This is a genomic window from Marinobacter bohaiensis (assembly GCF_003258515.1).
Lineage (GTDB): Bacteria > Pseudomonadota > Gammaproteobacteria > Pseudomonadales > Oleiphilaceae > Marinobacter_A > Marinobacter_A bohaiensis.
Map to the genome: position 1 here is coordinate 742866 of NZ_QGEH01000001.1, position 15717 is coordinate 758582.

12 protein-coding genes and 1 tRNA gene are annotated in these 15717 nt (G+C 60.9%); 12 read left to right on the forward strand and 1 reads right to left on the reverse strand.

All coding sequences use genetic code 11. The features are described 5' to 3' along the window. Positions 1-70 precede the first annotated feature (70 nt). On the forward strand, positions 71-3286 hold the full coding sequence (carB, locus tag DKK67_RS03310) for a carbamoyl-phosphate synthase large subunit (RefSeq protein ID WP_111494363.1): 3216 nt from the start codon (positions 71-73) through the stop codon (positions 3284-3286). A gap of 5 nt (positions 3287-3291) precedes the next feature. Next, the gene (greA, locus tag DKK67_RS03315) at positions 3292-3771 is read left to right on the forward strand and encodes a transcription elongation factor GreA (RefSeq protein WP_111494365.1); all 480 of its coding nucleotides are present in this window, start codon (positions 3292-3294) and stop codon (positions 3769-3771) included. Between the two features lie 85 nt (positions 3772-3856). Here greA and yhbY read toward each other — a convergent pair whose 3' ends face one another. After that, the gene (gene yhbY, locus DKK67_RS03320; protein WP_111494367.1) at positions 3857-4168 is read right to left on the reverse strand and encodes a ribosome assembly RNA-binding protein YhbY; all 312 of its coding nucleotides are present in this window, start codon (positions 4166-4168) and stop codon (positions 3857-3859) included. Between the two features lie 190 nt (positions 4169-4358). Between yhbY and rlmE the strand changes: the two genes are divergently transcribed. The 10 genes from rlmE to infB all read left to right on the forward strand — a co-directional run bounded on the left by rlmE (position 4359) and on the right by infB (position 15624). Next, the gene (gene rlmE, locus DKK67_RS03325; RefSeq protein ID WP_111494369.1) at positions 4359-4982 is read left to right on the forward strand and encodes a 23S rRNA (uridine(2552)-2'-O)-methyltransferase RlmE; all 624 of its coding nucleotides are present in this window, start codon (positions 4359-4361) and stop codon (positions 4980-4982) included. A 171-nt stretch (positions 4983-5153) separates the two neighbouring features. Beyond that, the gene (gene ftsH / locus DKK67_RS03330; RefSeq protein WP_228160498.1) at positions 5154-7106 is read left to right on the forward strand and encodes an ATP-dependent zinc metalloprotease FtsH; all 1953 of its coding nucleotides are present in this window, start codon (positions 5154-5156) and stop codon (positions 7104-7106) included. 129 nt (positions 7107-7235) lie between these two features. Continuing rightward, complete coding sequence (gene folP, locus DKK67_RS03335; protein ID WP_204355719.1) at positions 7236-8063, forward strand: dihydropteroate synthase; 828 nt, start codon at positions 7236-7238, stop codon at positions 8061-8063. Next, positions 8060-9406, forward strand: coding sequence for a phosphoglucosamine mutase (gene glmM / locus DKK67_RS03340; RefSeq protein ID WP_111494375.1), 1347 nt, complete (start codon positions 8060-8062; stop codon positions 9404-9406). The genes folP and glmM overlap by 4 nt, the downstream gene beginning before the upstream one ends. Positions 9407-9488: 82 nt before the next feature. Then, entirely contained in the window at positions 9489-10235 is a 747-nt protein-coding gene (tpiA, locus tag DKK67_RS03345; RefSeq protein ID WP_111496749.1) for a triose-phosphate isomerase, read from the forward strand. A gap of 11 nt (positions 10236-10246) precedes the next feature. Then, positions 10247-10672 (forward strand): preprotein translocase subunit SecG, encoded by a 426-nt coding sequence (gene secG / locus DKK67_RS03350; protein ID WP_111494377.1) that lies wholly within the window; start codon positions 10247-10249, stop codon positions 10670-10672. Positions 10673-10679: 7 nt separating this feature from the next. Further along, positions 10680-10764 (forward strand) — tRNA-Leu (locus DKK67_RS03355). 317 nt (positions 10765-11081) lie between these two features. Next, positions 11082-11543, forward strand: coding sequence for a ribosome maturation factor RimP (gene rimP, locus DKK67_RS03360; protein WP_111494379.1), 462 nt, complete (start codon positions 11082-11084; stop codon positions 11541-11543). Between the two features lie 43 nt (positions 11544-11586). Beyond that, positions 11587-13080 (forward strand): transcription termination factor NusA, encoded by a 1494-nt coding sequence (gene nusA, locus DKK67_RS03365; RefSeq protein ID WP_111494381.1) that lies wholly within the window; start codon positions 11587-11589, stop codon positions 13078-13080. Between the two features lie 18 nt (positions 13081-13098). Continuing rightward, the gene (gene infB, locus DKK67_RS03370; protein WP_111494383.1) at positions 13099-15624 is read left to right on the forward strand and encodes a translation initiation factor IF-2; all 2526 of its coding nucleotides are present in this window, start codon (positions 13099-13101) and stop codon (positions 15622-15624) included. The last annotated feature ends 93 nt before the right edge of the window (positions 15625-15717 follow it).

Genomic DNA, 15717 nt, shown 5'->3' on the forward strand with positions numbered 1-15717 from the left:
TGCCATGCCGCGCCGGCGGGCGCGGCCCTCGCTGAAGACTGAATCAAGCTGCTGACGGGTTTACTGAGAAATGCCAAAACGTACTGACATCAAGAGCATTCTGATCCTGGGCGCCGGACCCATTGTTATCGGGCAGGCGTGCGAATTCGACTATTCCGGGGCGCAAGCCTGCAAGGCGCTGCGAGAAGAGGGTTACCGGGTCATCCTGGTGAACTCCAACCCGGCCACGATCATGACCGACCCGGCCATGGCCGACGCCACCTACATCGAGCCGATTACCTGGAAGACGGTCGCCAAGATCATTGAGAAAGAGCGCCCCGACGCCCTGCTGCCGACCATGGGCGGCCAGACCGCGCTCAACTGCGCTCTGGACCTGGAAAAGCACGGCGTGCTGGAAGAGCTTGGCGTGGAAATGATCGGTGCCAACGCCGACACCATCGACAAGGCTGAGGACCGCGACCGTTTCGACAAGGCCATGAAGTCCATCGGCCTGGAGTGCCCGCGAGCGTCCATGGCTCACTCCATGGAAGAAGCCTTCCAGGTGCTGGACAACATTGGCTTCCCCTGCATCATCCGTCCGTCTTTCACCATGGGCGGCTCCGGCGGCGGTATTGCCTACAACCGCGAGGAATTCGAGGAGATCTGCGAACGCGGTCTTGACCTGTCTCCCACCAACGAGCTGCTGATCGACGAATCGCTGATCGGCTGGAAGGAATACGAGATGGAGGTCGTTCGGGACAAGAACGACAACTGCATTATCGTGTGTGCCATCGAAAACTTCGACGCCATGGGCGTGCACACTGGCGATTCCATCACTGTCGCGCCGGCCCAGACGCTGACCGACAAGGAATACCAGATCATGCGGAACGCCTCCCTGGCGGTCCTGCGTGAGATCGGCGTGGAAACCGGCGGCTCCAACGTCCAGTTCGGTATTCACCCGGACACCGGCCGCATGGTGGTGATCGAGATGAACCCCCGGGTGTCCCGTTCCTCCGCGCTGGCGTCCAAGGCGACCGGCTTCCCGATCGCCAAGATCGCCGCCAAGCTGGCGGTCGGCTACAGCCTGGACGAGCTGCAGAACGACATCACCGGCGGTGTGACGCCGGCGTCGTTCGAGCCGAGCATCGACTACGTCGTTACCAAGATTCCGCGCTTCACCTTCGAGAAGTTCCCCCAGGCCGACGCCCGCCTGACCACCCAGATGAAGTCCGTGGGTGAGGTCATGGCCATCGGTCGGACCTTCCAGGAGTCCATGCAGAAAGCGCTGCGCGGTCTGGAAGTGGGTTCCGAAGGCTTCGAGGAAATGGTCGATGTTGAGACCGAAGACGGTCGTGAGACCCTGATCCAGGAAATGAACGTGCCCGGTGCCCAGCGTATCTGGTACATCGGCGATGCGTTCCGTGCCGGCATGACCGTGGAAGAGGTCTATCGCCATACGCATGTGGATCCCTGGTACCTGGTCCAGATTGAAGACCTGGTCAAGGAGGAGGCCGCGCTCAAGACCGCCGGCAAGACCGATATCGACCACGCCACCCTGTTCCGTCTCAAGCGTAAGGGCTTCTCCGACTCGCGTCTGGCCAAGCTGCTGGGCATTTCCGAGGTGAGCCTGCGCAAGCATCGGCACGATCTGGACATCCGCCCGGTCTACAAGCGGGTCGATACCTGTGCGGCGGAGTTCGCGTCCGATACCGCCTACATGTACTCCACTTACGAGGAGGAGTGCGAGGCCGAAGCATCCGACCGCAAGAAGATCGTCGTGATCGGTGGCGGCCCGAACCGCATCGGTCAGGGCATCGAGTTTGATTACTGCTGCGTCCATGCCGCCTTCGCCATGCGCGATGACGGCTATGAGACCATCATGATCAACTGCAACCCGGAAACCGTGTCCACCGACTACGACACTTCCGATCGCCTCTACTTTGAGCCGATCACCCTGGAAGATGTACTCGAGATCGTGAACATCGAGAAGCCGGCGGGCGTGATCGTCCAGTTCGGCGGCCAGACGCCGCTGAAGCTGGCGCGTGGCCTGGAAGCGGCCGGCGTGCCGATTATCGGCACCACCCCGGACGCCATCGACCGTGCCGAGGACCGTGAGCGCTTCCAGCAGATGATTGGCCGCCTGAACCTGCGACAGCCCAGGAACGCCACCGTGCGCAGTCACGAGGAAGGCGTCATGGCAGCACGTGAAATCGGCTATCCGCTGGTGGTGCGCCCGTCCTACGTGCTGGGCGGCCGGGCGATGGAAATCGTCTACGACGAGGAAGAGCTGGTGCGCTACATGCGCAACGCCGTTCTGGTCTCCAACGACAGCCCGGTATTGCTGGATCACTTCCTCAACGCGGCCATCGAGGTGGATATCGACGCGGTATCCGACGGCAAGGACGTGGTGATCGGCGGCATCATGCAGCACATCGAGCAGGCCGGCGTACACTCCGGCGATTCCGCCTGTTCGCTGCCGCCCTACACGCTGCCCAAGGACGTCCAGGACGAGATGCGCGAAACCGTCAAGCGCATGGCCATCGAACTGGAAGTGGTGGGTCTGATGAACGTCCAGTTGGCCTGGCAGGACGATACCATCTACGTGATCGAAGTGAACCCGCGGGCCTCGCGCACCGTGCCGTTTGTGTCCAAGGCGATCGGTGTTTCGCTGGCCAAGGTGGCGGCCCGTTGCATGGCCGGTGTCAGCCTGCAGGAGCAGGGCTTCACGGAAGAGGTGGTGCCCACGTATTATGCCGTGAAGGAGTCGGTCTTCCCGTTCAACAAGTTCCCGTCGGTCGACCCGATCCTGGGGCCGGAAATGAAGTCCACCGGTGAGGTGATGGGTCTGGGTGACAGCTTCGATGAGGCCTTCGCCAAGGCGTCTCTGGCGTCCGGCACCCAGTTGCCCGCCAAGGGTACCGCGTTTATCTCCGTGCGCGATGTCGACAAGGCCGGAGCCGCGGCGGTGGCCCGGGACCTGATCGACGCCGGTTTCCGTCTCGTGGCCACGACCGGAACCGCCAAGGCGCTGGCTGAAGCTGGCATCGACGTTGAGCGGGTCAACAAGGTGCGCGAAGGCCGTCCGCACATTGTCGACGCCATCAAGAACGATCAGATCCAGTTGATCATCAACACAACCGAAGGGCGCAAGGCGATTTCCGATTCCGCCCAGATCCGCCAGTCTGCGTTGCAGCACAAGGTGACCTACACCACGACCCTGGCGGGTGGCGAAGCCTTCTGTCGCGCCATTAAATTCGGACCGGAGCGGACTGTGCGTCGGCTCCAGGACTTACACGCAGGAATTTGAAGATTATGAACAACCGAGTGCCGATGACCGTCAATGGCGAGGAGCGTCTCCGGGAGGAGCTGCAGAAGCTCAAGTCCGAAGATCGTCCCCGTGTGATCGAGGCCATTGCCGAAGCGCGTGAGCACGGCGACCTGAAAGAGAACGCCGAATATCACGCCGCGCGAGAGCAGCAGAGCTTCATTGAGGGCCGGATCCAGGAAATCGAATCCAAGCTGTCTGCCGCCCAGATCATCGATGTAACCAAGCTGGATAACACCGGCAAGGTGATCTTTGGTGTCACTGTGCAGCTGGTCAATGTGGAGACCGAGGAAGAGGTTCGCTACCAGATCTGTGGCGAGGATGAGGCGGATATCAAGGCCGGCAAGCTGTCAGTGACCTCGCCGATTGCGCGTGCCCTGATCGGGAAGAACGAGGGGGACGTGGTTGCGGTACGCGTGCCTTCCGGCACGGTCGAGTACGAAATCGAAGGTGTCGAGCACCTCTGATCCGTACCCGCCACACCCAAAAAAGCCGGCGACATGCCGGCTTTTTTGATTCCGCCTGGCGCTTGTAGAGGCGCGCCGGGGCGCCTTAGTTTTTGTGGCGCTGGAGGTTGGACAGCTTGGGGTTCGGCTTGGCCGCGCGGCGGAGAATGACGGCAATCTTGCCGATCATCTGCACCAGTTCGGCGCCCGACTCCTGGCACAGCGCTTCGATGGCTTCGCGGCGCTCGTCACGGTCCGGGCTGGCGATTTTGACCTTGATCAGTTCATGGTCGTCCAGGGCGCGCTCCAGTTCCTGCTGCAAGCCTTCGCTCAATCCCTTGTCGCCAATCATGACAACAGGCTTGAGATGGTGGGCAATGGCGCGGTACTCCCGGCGCTGTTCGGGCGACAGGCTCATAATTCAGTCTCTTTATGAATGCGATTTAAAATTCTCGGGCGGCATGGGCTGGGCCGATCCCGTATAATCCTGAAAGTGTACCAGTCCGTCCAAGGGCGGTGAATCGCCGTCACTACGTATTATGAATCAGGGCCGTCTCGGGCATGTTAGCGCTCGTAAAGGTTCCGGTGTCGGCTTTCGGAGGTCAGGTTTGGCGCGTTCCAAGTCCAGCAAGCGCTGGTTGAAAGAGCATTTTGATGACGAGTACGTCAAGCGTTCCCAGGTGGACGGTTATCGCTCCAGGGCCAGCTACAAGCTGATCGAACTTGACGACAAGGACCGCTTTTTCAAGCCGGGTCAGATGGTTGTCGACCTGGGGGCGGCGCCGGGCGGGTGGTCCCAGGTGGCCATGGAGCGGGTCGGCCACAATGGCCGTGTGCTGGCCAGCGATATACTGGAGATGAATCCGGTCGCCGGTGTTGAGTTTGTTCAGGGCGATTTCACCGAGCAGTCGGTGCTGGACGAGTTGCTCGATCGCCTCGGGGATGCGCGCGCCGACGTTGTAATTTCCGATATGGCCCCCAATATGAGTGGTATGCCGGCCGTGGATATTCCCAAAGCCATGGATTTGGTGGAACTGGCCCTGGACATGGCCAAGCAGGTGCTGCGGCCGGATGGCGTGTTTGTCGCCAAGGTTTTTCAGGGGGAGGGTTTCGACGCCCTTCTCAAGGATATGAAGGATAATTTCGGCTCTGTTGTGAGTCGTAAGCCGGGGGCGTCACGTTCACGCTCCCGGGAGGTCTATCAGGTCTGTCGCGGTTTTCGCGGCGGATGAGGACGGCTGAGCGGTTTTGCCGTCCGGACCGCCTCGACGCAGCTCCATTCCTAGTGAAGGGGCGTACAATTGATGTAAGGTTGAGGTAAAAGGGAGTGCTTGGCCATGAGTCTGGCTTCTTCCCCAGGGATCGCGCTGCGGGGCGGTCCAAACATTCACAGGTGACGATCCTTGAACGATATGGCTAAAAATCTGGTTCTCTGGCTGATCATAGCGGCCGTCTTGCTGATGGTTTTCCAAAACTTTTCGCCGACGACGAGTGGTCAGCAGGTAAATTATTCCCAGTTCGTGCAAATGGTGCAGCAGGGACAAGTCAAGCAGGTCACGGTGGATGGCTTGGAGATCCAGGGGGTGCGCGAGGATAACTCCCGGTTCCAGACAATCCGTCCGCAGGTGCCTGACAACAAGCTGATGGATGATCTGTTGGCCAACAACGTCGAGATCGTGGGTAAGGAGCCTGACCGCCAGAGCATCTGGACCCAGTTGCTGGTAGCGTCTTTCCCGATCCTCATCATCATCGCCCTGTTCGTGTTCTTCATGCGACAGATGCAGGGTGGCGGAGGCGGCAAGGGCCCCATGTCCTTCGGCAAGAGCAAGGCCCGCCTGATGAGCGAGGACCAGATCAAGACCACCTTCGGCGACGTGGCCGGTTGCGACGAAGCCAAGGAAGACGTCAAAGAACTGGTCGACTTCCTGCGTGATCCCAGCAAGTTCCAGCGCCTGGGTGGCAGCATTCCCAAAGGCGTGTTGATGGTGGGCCCGCCGGGTACCGGTAAGACCCTGCTGGCCAAGGCCATTGCCGGTGAGGCCAAGGTGCCGTTCTTCTCCATCTCCGGTTCCGACTTCGTGGAAATGTTCGTTGGTGTCGGCGCGTCCCGTGTCCGCGACATGTTCGAGCAGGCCAAGAAGCAGAGCCCGTGCATCATCTTTATCGATGAGATCGATGCCGTCGGTCGCCATCGTGGCGCCGGCCTGGGTGGCGGTCACGATGAGCGCGAGCAGACCCTGAACCAGCTGCTGGTTGAGATGGATGGTTTTGAGGGCAACGAGGGCGTTATCGTCATCGCCGCCACCAACCGTCCGGACGTTCTCGACCCGGCGCTGTTGCGACCGGGCCGTTTCGACCGCCAGGTGGTGGTCAACCTGCCCGACATCATTGGCCGGGAGCAGGTGCTTAAAGTGCACCTCAAGAAGGTGCCGCTGGCCGACGATATCGATCCGAAGGTCATTGCTCGCGGTACGCCGGGCTTCTCTGGCGCCGATCTGGCCAATCTGGTGAACGAGGCCGCCCTGTTTGCGGCGCGTCGTAACCAGCGTCTGGTTTCCATGGAGGAGCTGGAGCTGGCCAAGGACAAGATCATGATGGGCGCCGAGCGCAAGTCCATGGTGATGAACGAGAAAGAGAAGCTGAATACGGCCTTTCACGAGTCCGGTCATGCGATTGTCGGGCGTCTGATGCCCGAGCACGACCCGGTCTACAAAGTGACGATTATTCCGCGTGGCCGCGCGCTGGGTGTGACCATGTTCCTGCCTGAAGAGGACAAGTACAGTCACTCCAAGCGCTACCTGATCAGCTCGATCTGTAGCCTGTTCGGTGGCCGTATCGCCGAGGAGCTGACGCTGGGCTTTGACGGCGTCACCACCGGCGCCTCCAACGACATTGAGCGGGCCACGAGTCTGGCGCGCAACATGGTGACCCGCTGGGGGCTGTCCGAGAAGCTGGGGCCGCTGCAGTACGATACTGACAGCGAAGAGCCGTTCCTGGGCCGCTCGGCCGGCCAGAGTCAGACGGTTTACTCGCCGGAGACGGCGCAGCGTATCGATGAGGAAGTACGTTCGATCATTGATGACTGCTACGAAACGGCGCGTAATATCCTGATCGAAAACCGCGACAAGCTGGAAATGATGGCTGATGCACTGATGCGCTACGAAACCATCGATCGCTTCCAGATCGATGACATCATGGCTGGCAAGACGCCGCGGCCGCCGCAGGGCTGGAATGGCCCGGGTGCCGGTGGCAATGCCTCGGACGACGATGTGGCACCGGCTTCGAGCCCGTCTTCCGATTCGGGCAACGGGCGTCGCCCCGGCGAAGGCATCGGAGGTCCGGCCGGCGAGCACTGAGACGCTTGCCGCCCCGGCTGACTCCGGTCGCCAAAGCAGTTGCAAACGCCGTCCCGCGGGACGGCGTTTTTGTTTTACGTGCCCGCTCACGGGCATGGGTCCCACCAGAAGAGGAGTATCCCTGTGAAGATGAATTTCGCCGGTCATGAGCTCGACCTTTCCCAGTCGCATGTGATGGGGATCGTCAATATGACGCCGGACTCCTTTTCCGATGGTGGTAATTACAATCGCCTTGATGCGGCGCTGGTTCGGGCCGAGAGCTTCGTTCGTGACGGTGCCACGTTTATCGATATCGGCGGCGAGTCCACCCGCCCCGGCGCGGCGGACGTGTCCGTGCAGGAGGAGTTGGACCGTGTGTGCCCCCTGGTCGAGGCGATCCGTGAGCGTCTGGATGTGGCGATCTCCGTCGACACGAGTCAGCCGGAGGTGATCCGCGAGTCCGCCGCCCGCGGGGCCGGGTTGATCAACGATGTGCGGGCCTTACAGCTGGATGGCGCCCTGGAGGCAGCGGCTGAAATCGGATTGCCCGTGTGTCTGATGCACATGAAGGGCCAGCCGCGCTCGATGCAGGCGCAGCCCCATTACGATAACGTGGTGGCGGACGTGAGCGCGTTCCTGATGGATCGGGTGGCCGAGGCCAAGGCGGCGGGGGTTCGGGGAGAGAATATTATCCTCGACCCGGGGTTCGGTTTCGGCAAGACCCTGGAGCACAACCTGCAGCTGCTGGCCGGGCTGGAGCAGATGAACGCGCTGGGCTATCCGCTGTTGGTGGGCATGTCCAGAAAGACCATGTTGGGCGATATTACCGGACGGGACGTGAGTGAGCGGTTGCCTGCCAGTCTCGCAGTCGCGACAATATCCGCCATGTCGGGCTCCGCGATTATACGTGTACATGATGTCAGGGAAACCGTGGATGCCGTTAAAGTGGTCACCGCACTGAGGAACGTCGCTCAATGACGGAACGCAAATATTTTGGAACGGACGGGATCCGCGGGCGTGTGGGCGATGGCCCCATTACCCCGGACTTCATGCTTAAACTGGGTTGGGCTGCCGGGCAGGTCTTCAAGAAGCAGGGGCAGCGCAATCGTGTGCTGATCGGCAAGGACACCCGTTTGTCGGGCTATATGTTCGAGTCCGCCCTGGAGGCGGGGTTGTCGGCCGCGGGCGTCGACGTGTCGCTGCTGGGCCCCATGCCAACGCCGGCCATCGCCTACCTGACACGAACGTTCCGGGCGTCCGCCGGTATCGTCATCAGCGCGTCGCACAATCCCCACGAGGATAACGGCATCAAGTTCTTCTCCGCCGAAGGCGTTAAGTTGAGTGATGACGTCGAAGAGGCTATCGAAACCTGGCTCGACCGGGCGATCGAGGTGTGTGAGCCGGAAGAGCTGGGTAAGGCGTCCCGGATTGACGATGCCCCGGGGCGCTATGTCGAATTCTGCAAAAGCACGGTGCCCAATGCGTTTACCCTGGAAGGGCTGCGTGTGGTGCTGGATTGTGCCCACGGTGCGACCTACCACGTGGCTCCCAAAGTCTTCCGGGAGTTGGGGGCGTCCATCAGCGTTATGGCAAACCAGCCTGATGGGCTCAACATCAACCTGAACGTAGGTTCCACGCACATGGACGCGCTGCGGGAGAAGGTTCAGGCCGAACAGGCTGATATTGGCATTGCCTTTGACGGCGACGGTGACAGGGTCATGATGGTGGATCATGACGGCAGCGTGATCGACGGCGATGAACTGCTCTTTATCATCGCTTCCCAGCGGCAGGCTGAAGGCCGGCTGCGCGGTGGTGTCGTCGGTACCCTGATGACCAACCTTGGCGTCGAACTCGCGCTGAAGGATCGTGGTATTCCGTTCGAGCGGGCCAAGGTGGGCGACCGTTACGTCATGGAGCGTCTGGTGGCGAACGACTGGCAGCTCGGGGGCGAAGGTTCCGGGCATCTGGTGGTGCGCGATTGCACGTCCACCGGCGACGGCATCGTGTCTGCGCTGCAGGTGTTGCTCGCGGCCTGGCGGTCTGGCCGGTCCGTAGCCGAGCTGCGTCGGGAGATGACCCGTCTGCCCCAGGTGTTGATCAACGTCCGCGTCGACGAGCGTTTCGACCCCTTGTCCCGGCCGGCGATCGTGGATGCTGTCGCCGAGGCTGAGGCGGCCATGGGGGGAACCGGCCGCGTGCTGCTGCGGGCCTCGGGGACCGAGCCGTTGATTCGGGTGATGACCGAAGGGCAGGATGAGGCTCAAATGCGGCAGTGGGCCGAGAAGCTCGCCGATGTGGTGAGGCAGGCGCCCGCCGCCTGAAAATGCAAATGAGGGTGTCACTCGGTTGTGTCCGTTATAGGACTCCTGTATAGTGCGCCCTCCCTTGGAATGAGGGATGTTCATGCGACGTAAGATCGTAGCCGCCAACTGGAAAATGAACGGTTCGCGGACGTTGGCCAAAGAATTGGTCGGCGAGGTGCGGCAGGGTTTGTCCGCGCTTGATAATGGCGTTGAGGTTGTTATTATTCCTCCCGCTCTGTACGTCACTGACGTGCAGTCGCTTCTTCAGGGAAGCGCGCCGGTTGGGGTGCAGAATATTGCGCCCTGGTCTGAAGGGGCCTACACCGGTGAGCTGTCCGGGCGCATGGCGGCGGATGTCGGGTGTCAATACGCTATTGTGGGTCATTCCGAACGTCGCGAGTTGTTCGCTGAAACCGATGCGGTTATTGCGGACAAGATCGTCCAGGGGGTTGAGAGCGGTATTGCCCTGATCCTGTGTGTCGGTGAGACCCTGGAGCAGCGGGAAGCCGGGCTTGCAGTTGATGTGGTGAGCGCGCAGCTGAAAGAAGCGCTCAAGTCCGTCAGCGGCGAGCAGTGGAATCAGATCGTTGTCGCATACGAGCCCGTCTGGGCCATTGGTACCGGTAAGACAGCGACAGCGGAAGATGCCCAGGGCGTGCACCAGGCGATGCGCAAAGTGCTCGCGGAACTGGGGGCGCCGGCCGATGAGCTGAGCCTGTTATATGGGGGCAGCGTCAAGCCGGCAAATGCAGCGGAATTGTTTGCCCAGCCAGACATTGATGGCGGATTGATTGGCGGCGCTTCCCTGAAAGCGCAGGATTTTCTGGCCATCTGTAAGGCGGTTTAAGAGAGTTTGATATGGATTGGATGGAAACGCTGGTTGTCGTTGCGCACGTCGTAATTGCTGTGGCGCTGGTGGGTCTTGTTCTGATTCAGCAGGGCAAGGGCGCCGACGCGGGTGCAGCGTTTGGTGGCGGCGCATCGCAGACCGTGTTCGGCAGTCAGGGCAGTGGTAGCTTCCTGACCCGTGTGACCACGTTTCTCGCGATCCTGTTTTTTGTAACGAGTTTTACGTTGGCGGTGTTTGCCAAGCAGCGGGCCGAAGTGGCCGGCGAAGCGGGTATTCCGACCGTCCAGCAGGCGCCGGCCGCGGAGCAGTCTGACGACAGCGACGCAGCAGCCTCCGATGAGGCCCCGGCGCTGGAAGACTCCCAGCCTTCTGAAGGCGCGGGTGAAGATCAGTCTGAAGCCGGGAGCGAGTCCTCGCTTCCCGAGCTTGAGTAAGGTTGTTGCCGAAGTGGTGGAACTGGTAGACACGCTATCTTGAGGGGGTAGTGGCGCAAGCCGTGCCGGTTCGAGTCCGGCCTTCGGCACCATTTTAGAAAACGGCTTGGAGTTCCAAGCCGTTTTTTTTGGTCAGTCCTTGACCAGTGTTGTCGGCGTCCTTATACTCCGGCGATTATTGCAGTGGGTATCGGCAGCGCCGTGCCCGCTCAGGCAGGCCAGGTGTCTGTCGGCAGAGGGCGCGGGTGAAGTCGTCCTCTGGCACGTAATGACTTCAGAAGGCCCCGGTGTCGTGATGGGGCTTCTTGGTTCAGGGGCCTGGCGCAAGGCCCGATTGCACGAAAAAGGGCTGAATAACAGGCCCTTTTTTTGTTTGTGCCGAACGAAAACGAGTGGAGATGACAACAGCTTGTCAGCCAAAGTAAAGCAACTCGAAAGTATCCTGCGTCCCGTGATTGAAGGGCTTGGCTACGATTTCTGGGGCCTTGAATTCCGCTCCCAGGGCCACAAGTCCATGCTCCGGATCTTTATAGATGACGCGGAAAACGGCGTCAGCGTGGACGACTGCGAAACCGTCAGTCGCCAGGTCAGCGGCGTCATGGACGTTGAGGACCCTATCCAGACGGAATACACGCTGGAAGTGTCGTCGCCGGGCATGGACCGGCCTCTGTTCCGGCTCGAACAGTACGAAGCCTGGGCCGGGCACAATGTCAAAATCCGCCTGCGCATGGCCTTTGAGGGACGCCGCAAGTTTGAAGGCCTTCTCAAAGGTGTCGAGGGCAGTGACGTCATCGTGATCGTGGACGATCACGAATATCTGCTTCCGATCGACAGTATCGAAAAAGCCAACATCGTTCCGGTTTTTAAATAATTCGTTTGACTGCAAGTCTAAGGGTTAAGGGCAGGGCAATCTGATGAGTAAAGAGATCTTGCTGGTAGTTGAAGCCGTCTCCAACGAGAAGGGTGTGGAAAAAGAGGTCATTTTCGAGGCCATCGAACTTGCCCTGGCGACAGCAGCCAAGAAACGCTACGAAGACGAGGAAGCGGACATCCGCGTCGAAATCGATCGTCGCACCGGTGACTATGAAACTTTCCGGCGCTGGCTGGTGGTGGACAACGAGGCCGTTCCCGCACTGGGTACCGAGCTGACCATGCAGGAGGCCGAGGAGATCGATACCAGCCTCCAGCCGGGCGATGTCCATGAAGAGAAGGTCGAATCCGTGGCCTTTGGCCGGATCGGCGCGCAGGCGGCCAAGCAGATTATTTTCCAGAAGGTGCGTGAAGCCGAGCGTACCAAGATCGTCGACAGCTACCGCGACCGGGTCGGCGAGCTGATTTCCGGTACCGTCAAGAAAGTAACCCGTGACAACGTGATTGTGGACCTCGGTGCTAACGCCGAAGCCCTGCTCCCGCGCGATCAGTTGATTCCGCGGGAGACCTTCCGTATGGGCGATCGCGTTCGCGCGCTGCTGCTCGAGATCCGGACCGACCACCGTGGGCCGCAACTGATCCTGAGCCGTACCAACCCGGCCATGCTGATCGAGCTGTTCCGCATCGAGGTGCCGGAGATTGCCGAGGACCTGATCGAAATCCGTGGCGCCGCCCGCGATCCCGGCTCCCGCGCCAAGATTGCGGTCAAGACCAACGACCGCCGTATCGATCCGGTTGGCGCCTGTGTGGGCATGCGGGGTTCACGTGTCCAGGCCGTATCCAATGAACTGGGCGGCGAGCGCGTTGATATCGTGCTGTGGGACGACAACCCGGCACAGCTGGTGATCAATGCCATGGCGCCGGCGGAAGTGGCGTCCATCGTTATGGACGAGGATCGCCAGACCATGGAAGTGGCGGTCGCCGAGGACAACCTGGCCCAGGCCATCGGTCGCAACGGGCAGAACGTGCGCCTGGCGAGCGAGCTGACCGGCTGGACCCTCAATGTCATGACCGAGGAAGAGGCCGGCGAGCGCCAGGAGCAGGAATACAACCGCCTGCTGAACCATTTCACCGAGAACCTCGATGTCGACGAGGAATTGGCCGGGGTCCTGATCGAAGAAGGCTTTACCACCCTGGAAGAAGTGGCTTATGTACCGATGGACGAGATGCTCGCCATCGATGGATTCGATGAGGATATGGTCAGCGAGCTCCGTACTCGCGCCAAGGACCGCCTGCTCAATCAGGCTCTGGCCAGCGAAGAGGCCCTGGAGGGCAACGAGCCGGCTGAAGATCTGCTGACGATGGACGGCATGGACCGTGCGCTGGCATTCAAGCTGGCCGGTATGGGCGTGCGGACCATGGACGATCTGGCAGAGCAGTCCGTGGATGACCTGCTGGACATCGAAGGTATGGACGAAGAGCGTGCGGGCCAGTTGATCATGACCGCACGTGCGCCCTGGTTCCAGGACCAGGAATAATCGGGAGAGGAGGACCAGATGGCTGAAGTAACCGTAAAACAGCTGGCCGATGATGTAGGCGCTCCCGTGGACCGCTTGCTGCGCCAGATCGTAGAGGCTGGCCTGAAAGCCCGTTCTGAGAATGACGCTGTCAGCAGTGATGAGAAGCAGCAACTGCTGGCTTTCCTGCGCAAGACCCACGGCGAAGCCAACGCCGAGCCGCGCAAGATCACGCTCAAGCGCAAGACCACCACCACCCTGAAAACCGGTGGCAGTGGCGCTACACGCGGCAAGACGGTCAACGTAGAGGTTCGCAAGAAGCGCACATACATCAAGCGCACTGAAACGCAGCAGCCGGAGCAGGAAGACGCGCCGGTGGCAGAGGAAACGCCCCAGGCGGCTCCGGAAGCCCCTGTAGAAACGCCGGTCGCCGAGCAGGAACGTCCTGCTGAAGCCCCGGCTGCAGAGGAACAGGCGCCGGCCGAGCCGGAACAGCCGGAAGCAGAGGAGCCTGAGGTGGACGCCGAGGCGCCGGTGCCTGTCGAGGATGTGCCGGTACCGCCGGTCGACGCTGATGGTGGCAAAGACCGCAAGGCGAAGAAGAAAAAGGATAAATCTCGCGAACGCGCCGATGACAGCGACGATGGCAAGCCGAAGAAGAAATCGGCGGGCCACCGTGGACCGCGTAACCGTCCGGCCGAGCCGGTGTCCTTCAGTGAGGACGACGACGGTGGCGCGCGTAAACCGCTGCGGGCGAAAAAGAAACCCAAACAGAAGAGGCATGGTTTCGAGAAACCGACCAAACCCATGGTGCGTGAAGTAGAGATTCCGGAAACCATTACGGTGGGTGACCTGGCCCAGCGTATGGCCGTAAAAGCGGCCGATGTTATCAAGACGCTGATGGGGATGGGGGTCATGACCACCATCAACCAGCCTCTGGATCAGGAAACCGCTGTGCTCGTGACTGAAGAGCTCGGTCACAAGCCCAAGACCACCAGCGAGGATGCTTTCGAGGAAGAAGTCCTGAGCGAAATTTCCTTTGAGGGTGAGAAGGTCAAACGGGCCCCGGTCATCAGTGTGATGGGCCACGTCGACCACGGTAAGACTTCTCTGCTGGATCACATCCGCCGCACCAAGGTGGCGGCTGGCGAGTCCGGTGGTATTACCCAGCACATTGGTGCCTACCACGTGGAAACCGACCAGGGCATGGTCACCTTCCTCGACACCCCGGGCCACGCGGCGTTTACCGCCATGCGGGCGCGCGGTGCCCAGAGCACCGATATCGTTATCCTGGTTGTGGCGGCCGATGACGGCGTGATGCCGCAGACCAAGGAAGCCGTGGATCACGCCCGTTCCGCGGGTGTTCCGATTGTTGTGGCCATCAACAAGATGGACAAGGAACAGGCGGACCCGGACCGGATCAAGACCGAGCTGGCCGGTATGGACGTGATTCCGGAAGACTGGGGCGGCGACGTACAGTTCGTGCCCGTGTCCGCGCATTCCGGTCAGGGCATTGATGATCTGCTCGAAGCGGTTCTGCTGCAGTCCGAGATTCTCGAGCTGGAGGCCGTGCCGACCGCACCGGGTGCGGGTGTGGTTGTTGAGTCCAGCCTGGAAAAAGGTCGCGGCTCTGTGGCGACTATCCTGGTCCAGAACGGTACCGTCCGTCAGGGCGACATGATCGTGGCCGGAGCCTACTTCGGTAAGGTCCGGGCGATGATGAACGAGACCGGCGACCAGGTGAAGGAAGCGGGTCCGTCCATTCCGGTCGAGATCCTGGGCCTGAACGGAACACCGGACGCCGGCGACGAGTTCTTCGTGGTAGCGGACGAGCGCAAGGCGAAGGAACTGGCCGAGTTCCGCCAGAAGCGCGAGCGTGAGCAGCGTTTGCAGCGCCAGCAGGCGGCCAAGCTGGAGAACCTGTTCGAGAACATGGGCAAAGACGAGGTCAAGACCCTCAACGTTGTCCTCAAGACCGACGTGCGCGGTTCCCTGGAAGCCATCACCAAGGCTCTGCAGGAAATCGGCAACGAAGAAGTCCAGGTCAAGATCGTGTCCTCCGGCGTGGGCGGGATTGCCGAAACCGACGTCAGCCTGGCACTGGCCACCGACTCCGTACTCTTCGGTTTCAACGTCCGTGCCGATGCCTCCGCCAAGCGACTGGTGGAACAGGAAGGCGTCGACCTGCGCTACTACAGCATCATCTACAACATGATCGATGATGTGCGCGCAGCGCTGACCGGCATGCTGGCACCGGAGTTCCGCGAGGACATCGTGGGCATCGCCGATGTGCGCGATGTGTTCCGCTCGCCGAAGTTCGGTCAGGTGGCCGGCTGTATGGTCACCGAGGGCACCGTCTACCGTAACAAGCCGATCCGGGTCCTGCGTGACAACGTGGTGATCTTCGAAGGCGAACTCGAATCCCTGCGCCGCTTCAAGGACGATGTCCAGGAAGTGAAGAAGGGCATCGAGTGTGGTATCGGTGTTAAGGGCTACGACGTCAAGGTCGGTGACCAGATCGAGGTCTTCGACCGGGTCAGGGTCGAGCGTCAGCTGGAAAGCTGATCGCCGGACCGGTTAGACACTAGCTCAGATTGGCGCCCCGGACTCCGGGGCGCCGTGCATTCAGAGGGGCCTTGAGCCGCTCGCAAAAGGCAC

Bases quoted from the DNA above. Each gene is read 5' to 3' on its own strand.
- nusA (WP_111494381.1), top strand. From the start codon at position 11,587: ATGAGTAAAGAGATCTTGCTGGTAGTTGAAGCCGTCTCCAACGAGAAG.
- yhbY (WP_111494367.1), bottom strand. From the start codon at position 4,168: ATGAGCCTGTCGCCCGAACAGCGCCGGGAGTACCGCGCCATTGCCCAC.
- infB (WP_111494383.1), top strand. From the start codon at position 13,099: ATGGCTGAAGTAACCGTAAAACAGCTGGCCGATGATGTAGGCGCTCCC.
- secG (WP_111494377.1), top strand. From the start codon at position 10,247: ATGGATTGGATGGAAACGCTGGTTGTCGTTGCGCACGTCGTAATTGCT.
- glmM (WP_111494375.1), top strand. From the start codon at position 8,060: ATGACGGAACGCAAATATTTTGGAACGGACGGGATCCGCGGGCGTGTG.
- tpiA (WP_111496749.1), top strand. From the start codon at position 9,489: ATGCGACGTAAGATCGTAGCCGCCAACTGGAAAATGAACGGTTCGCGG.
- greA (WP_111494365.1), top strand. From the start codon at position 3,292: ATGAACAACCGAGTGCCGATGACCGTCAATGGCGAGGAGCGTCTCCGG.
- folP (WP_204355719.1), top strand. From the start codon at position 7,236: ATGAATTTCGCCGGTCATGAGCTCGACCTTTCCCAGTCGCATGTGATG.
- carB (WP_111494363.1), top strand. From the start codon at position 71: ATGCCAAAACGTACTGACATCAAGAGCATTCTGATCCTGGGCGCCGGA.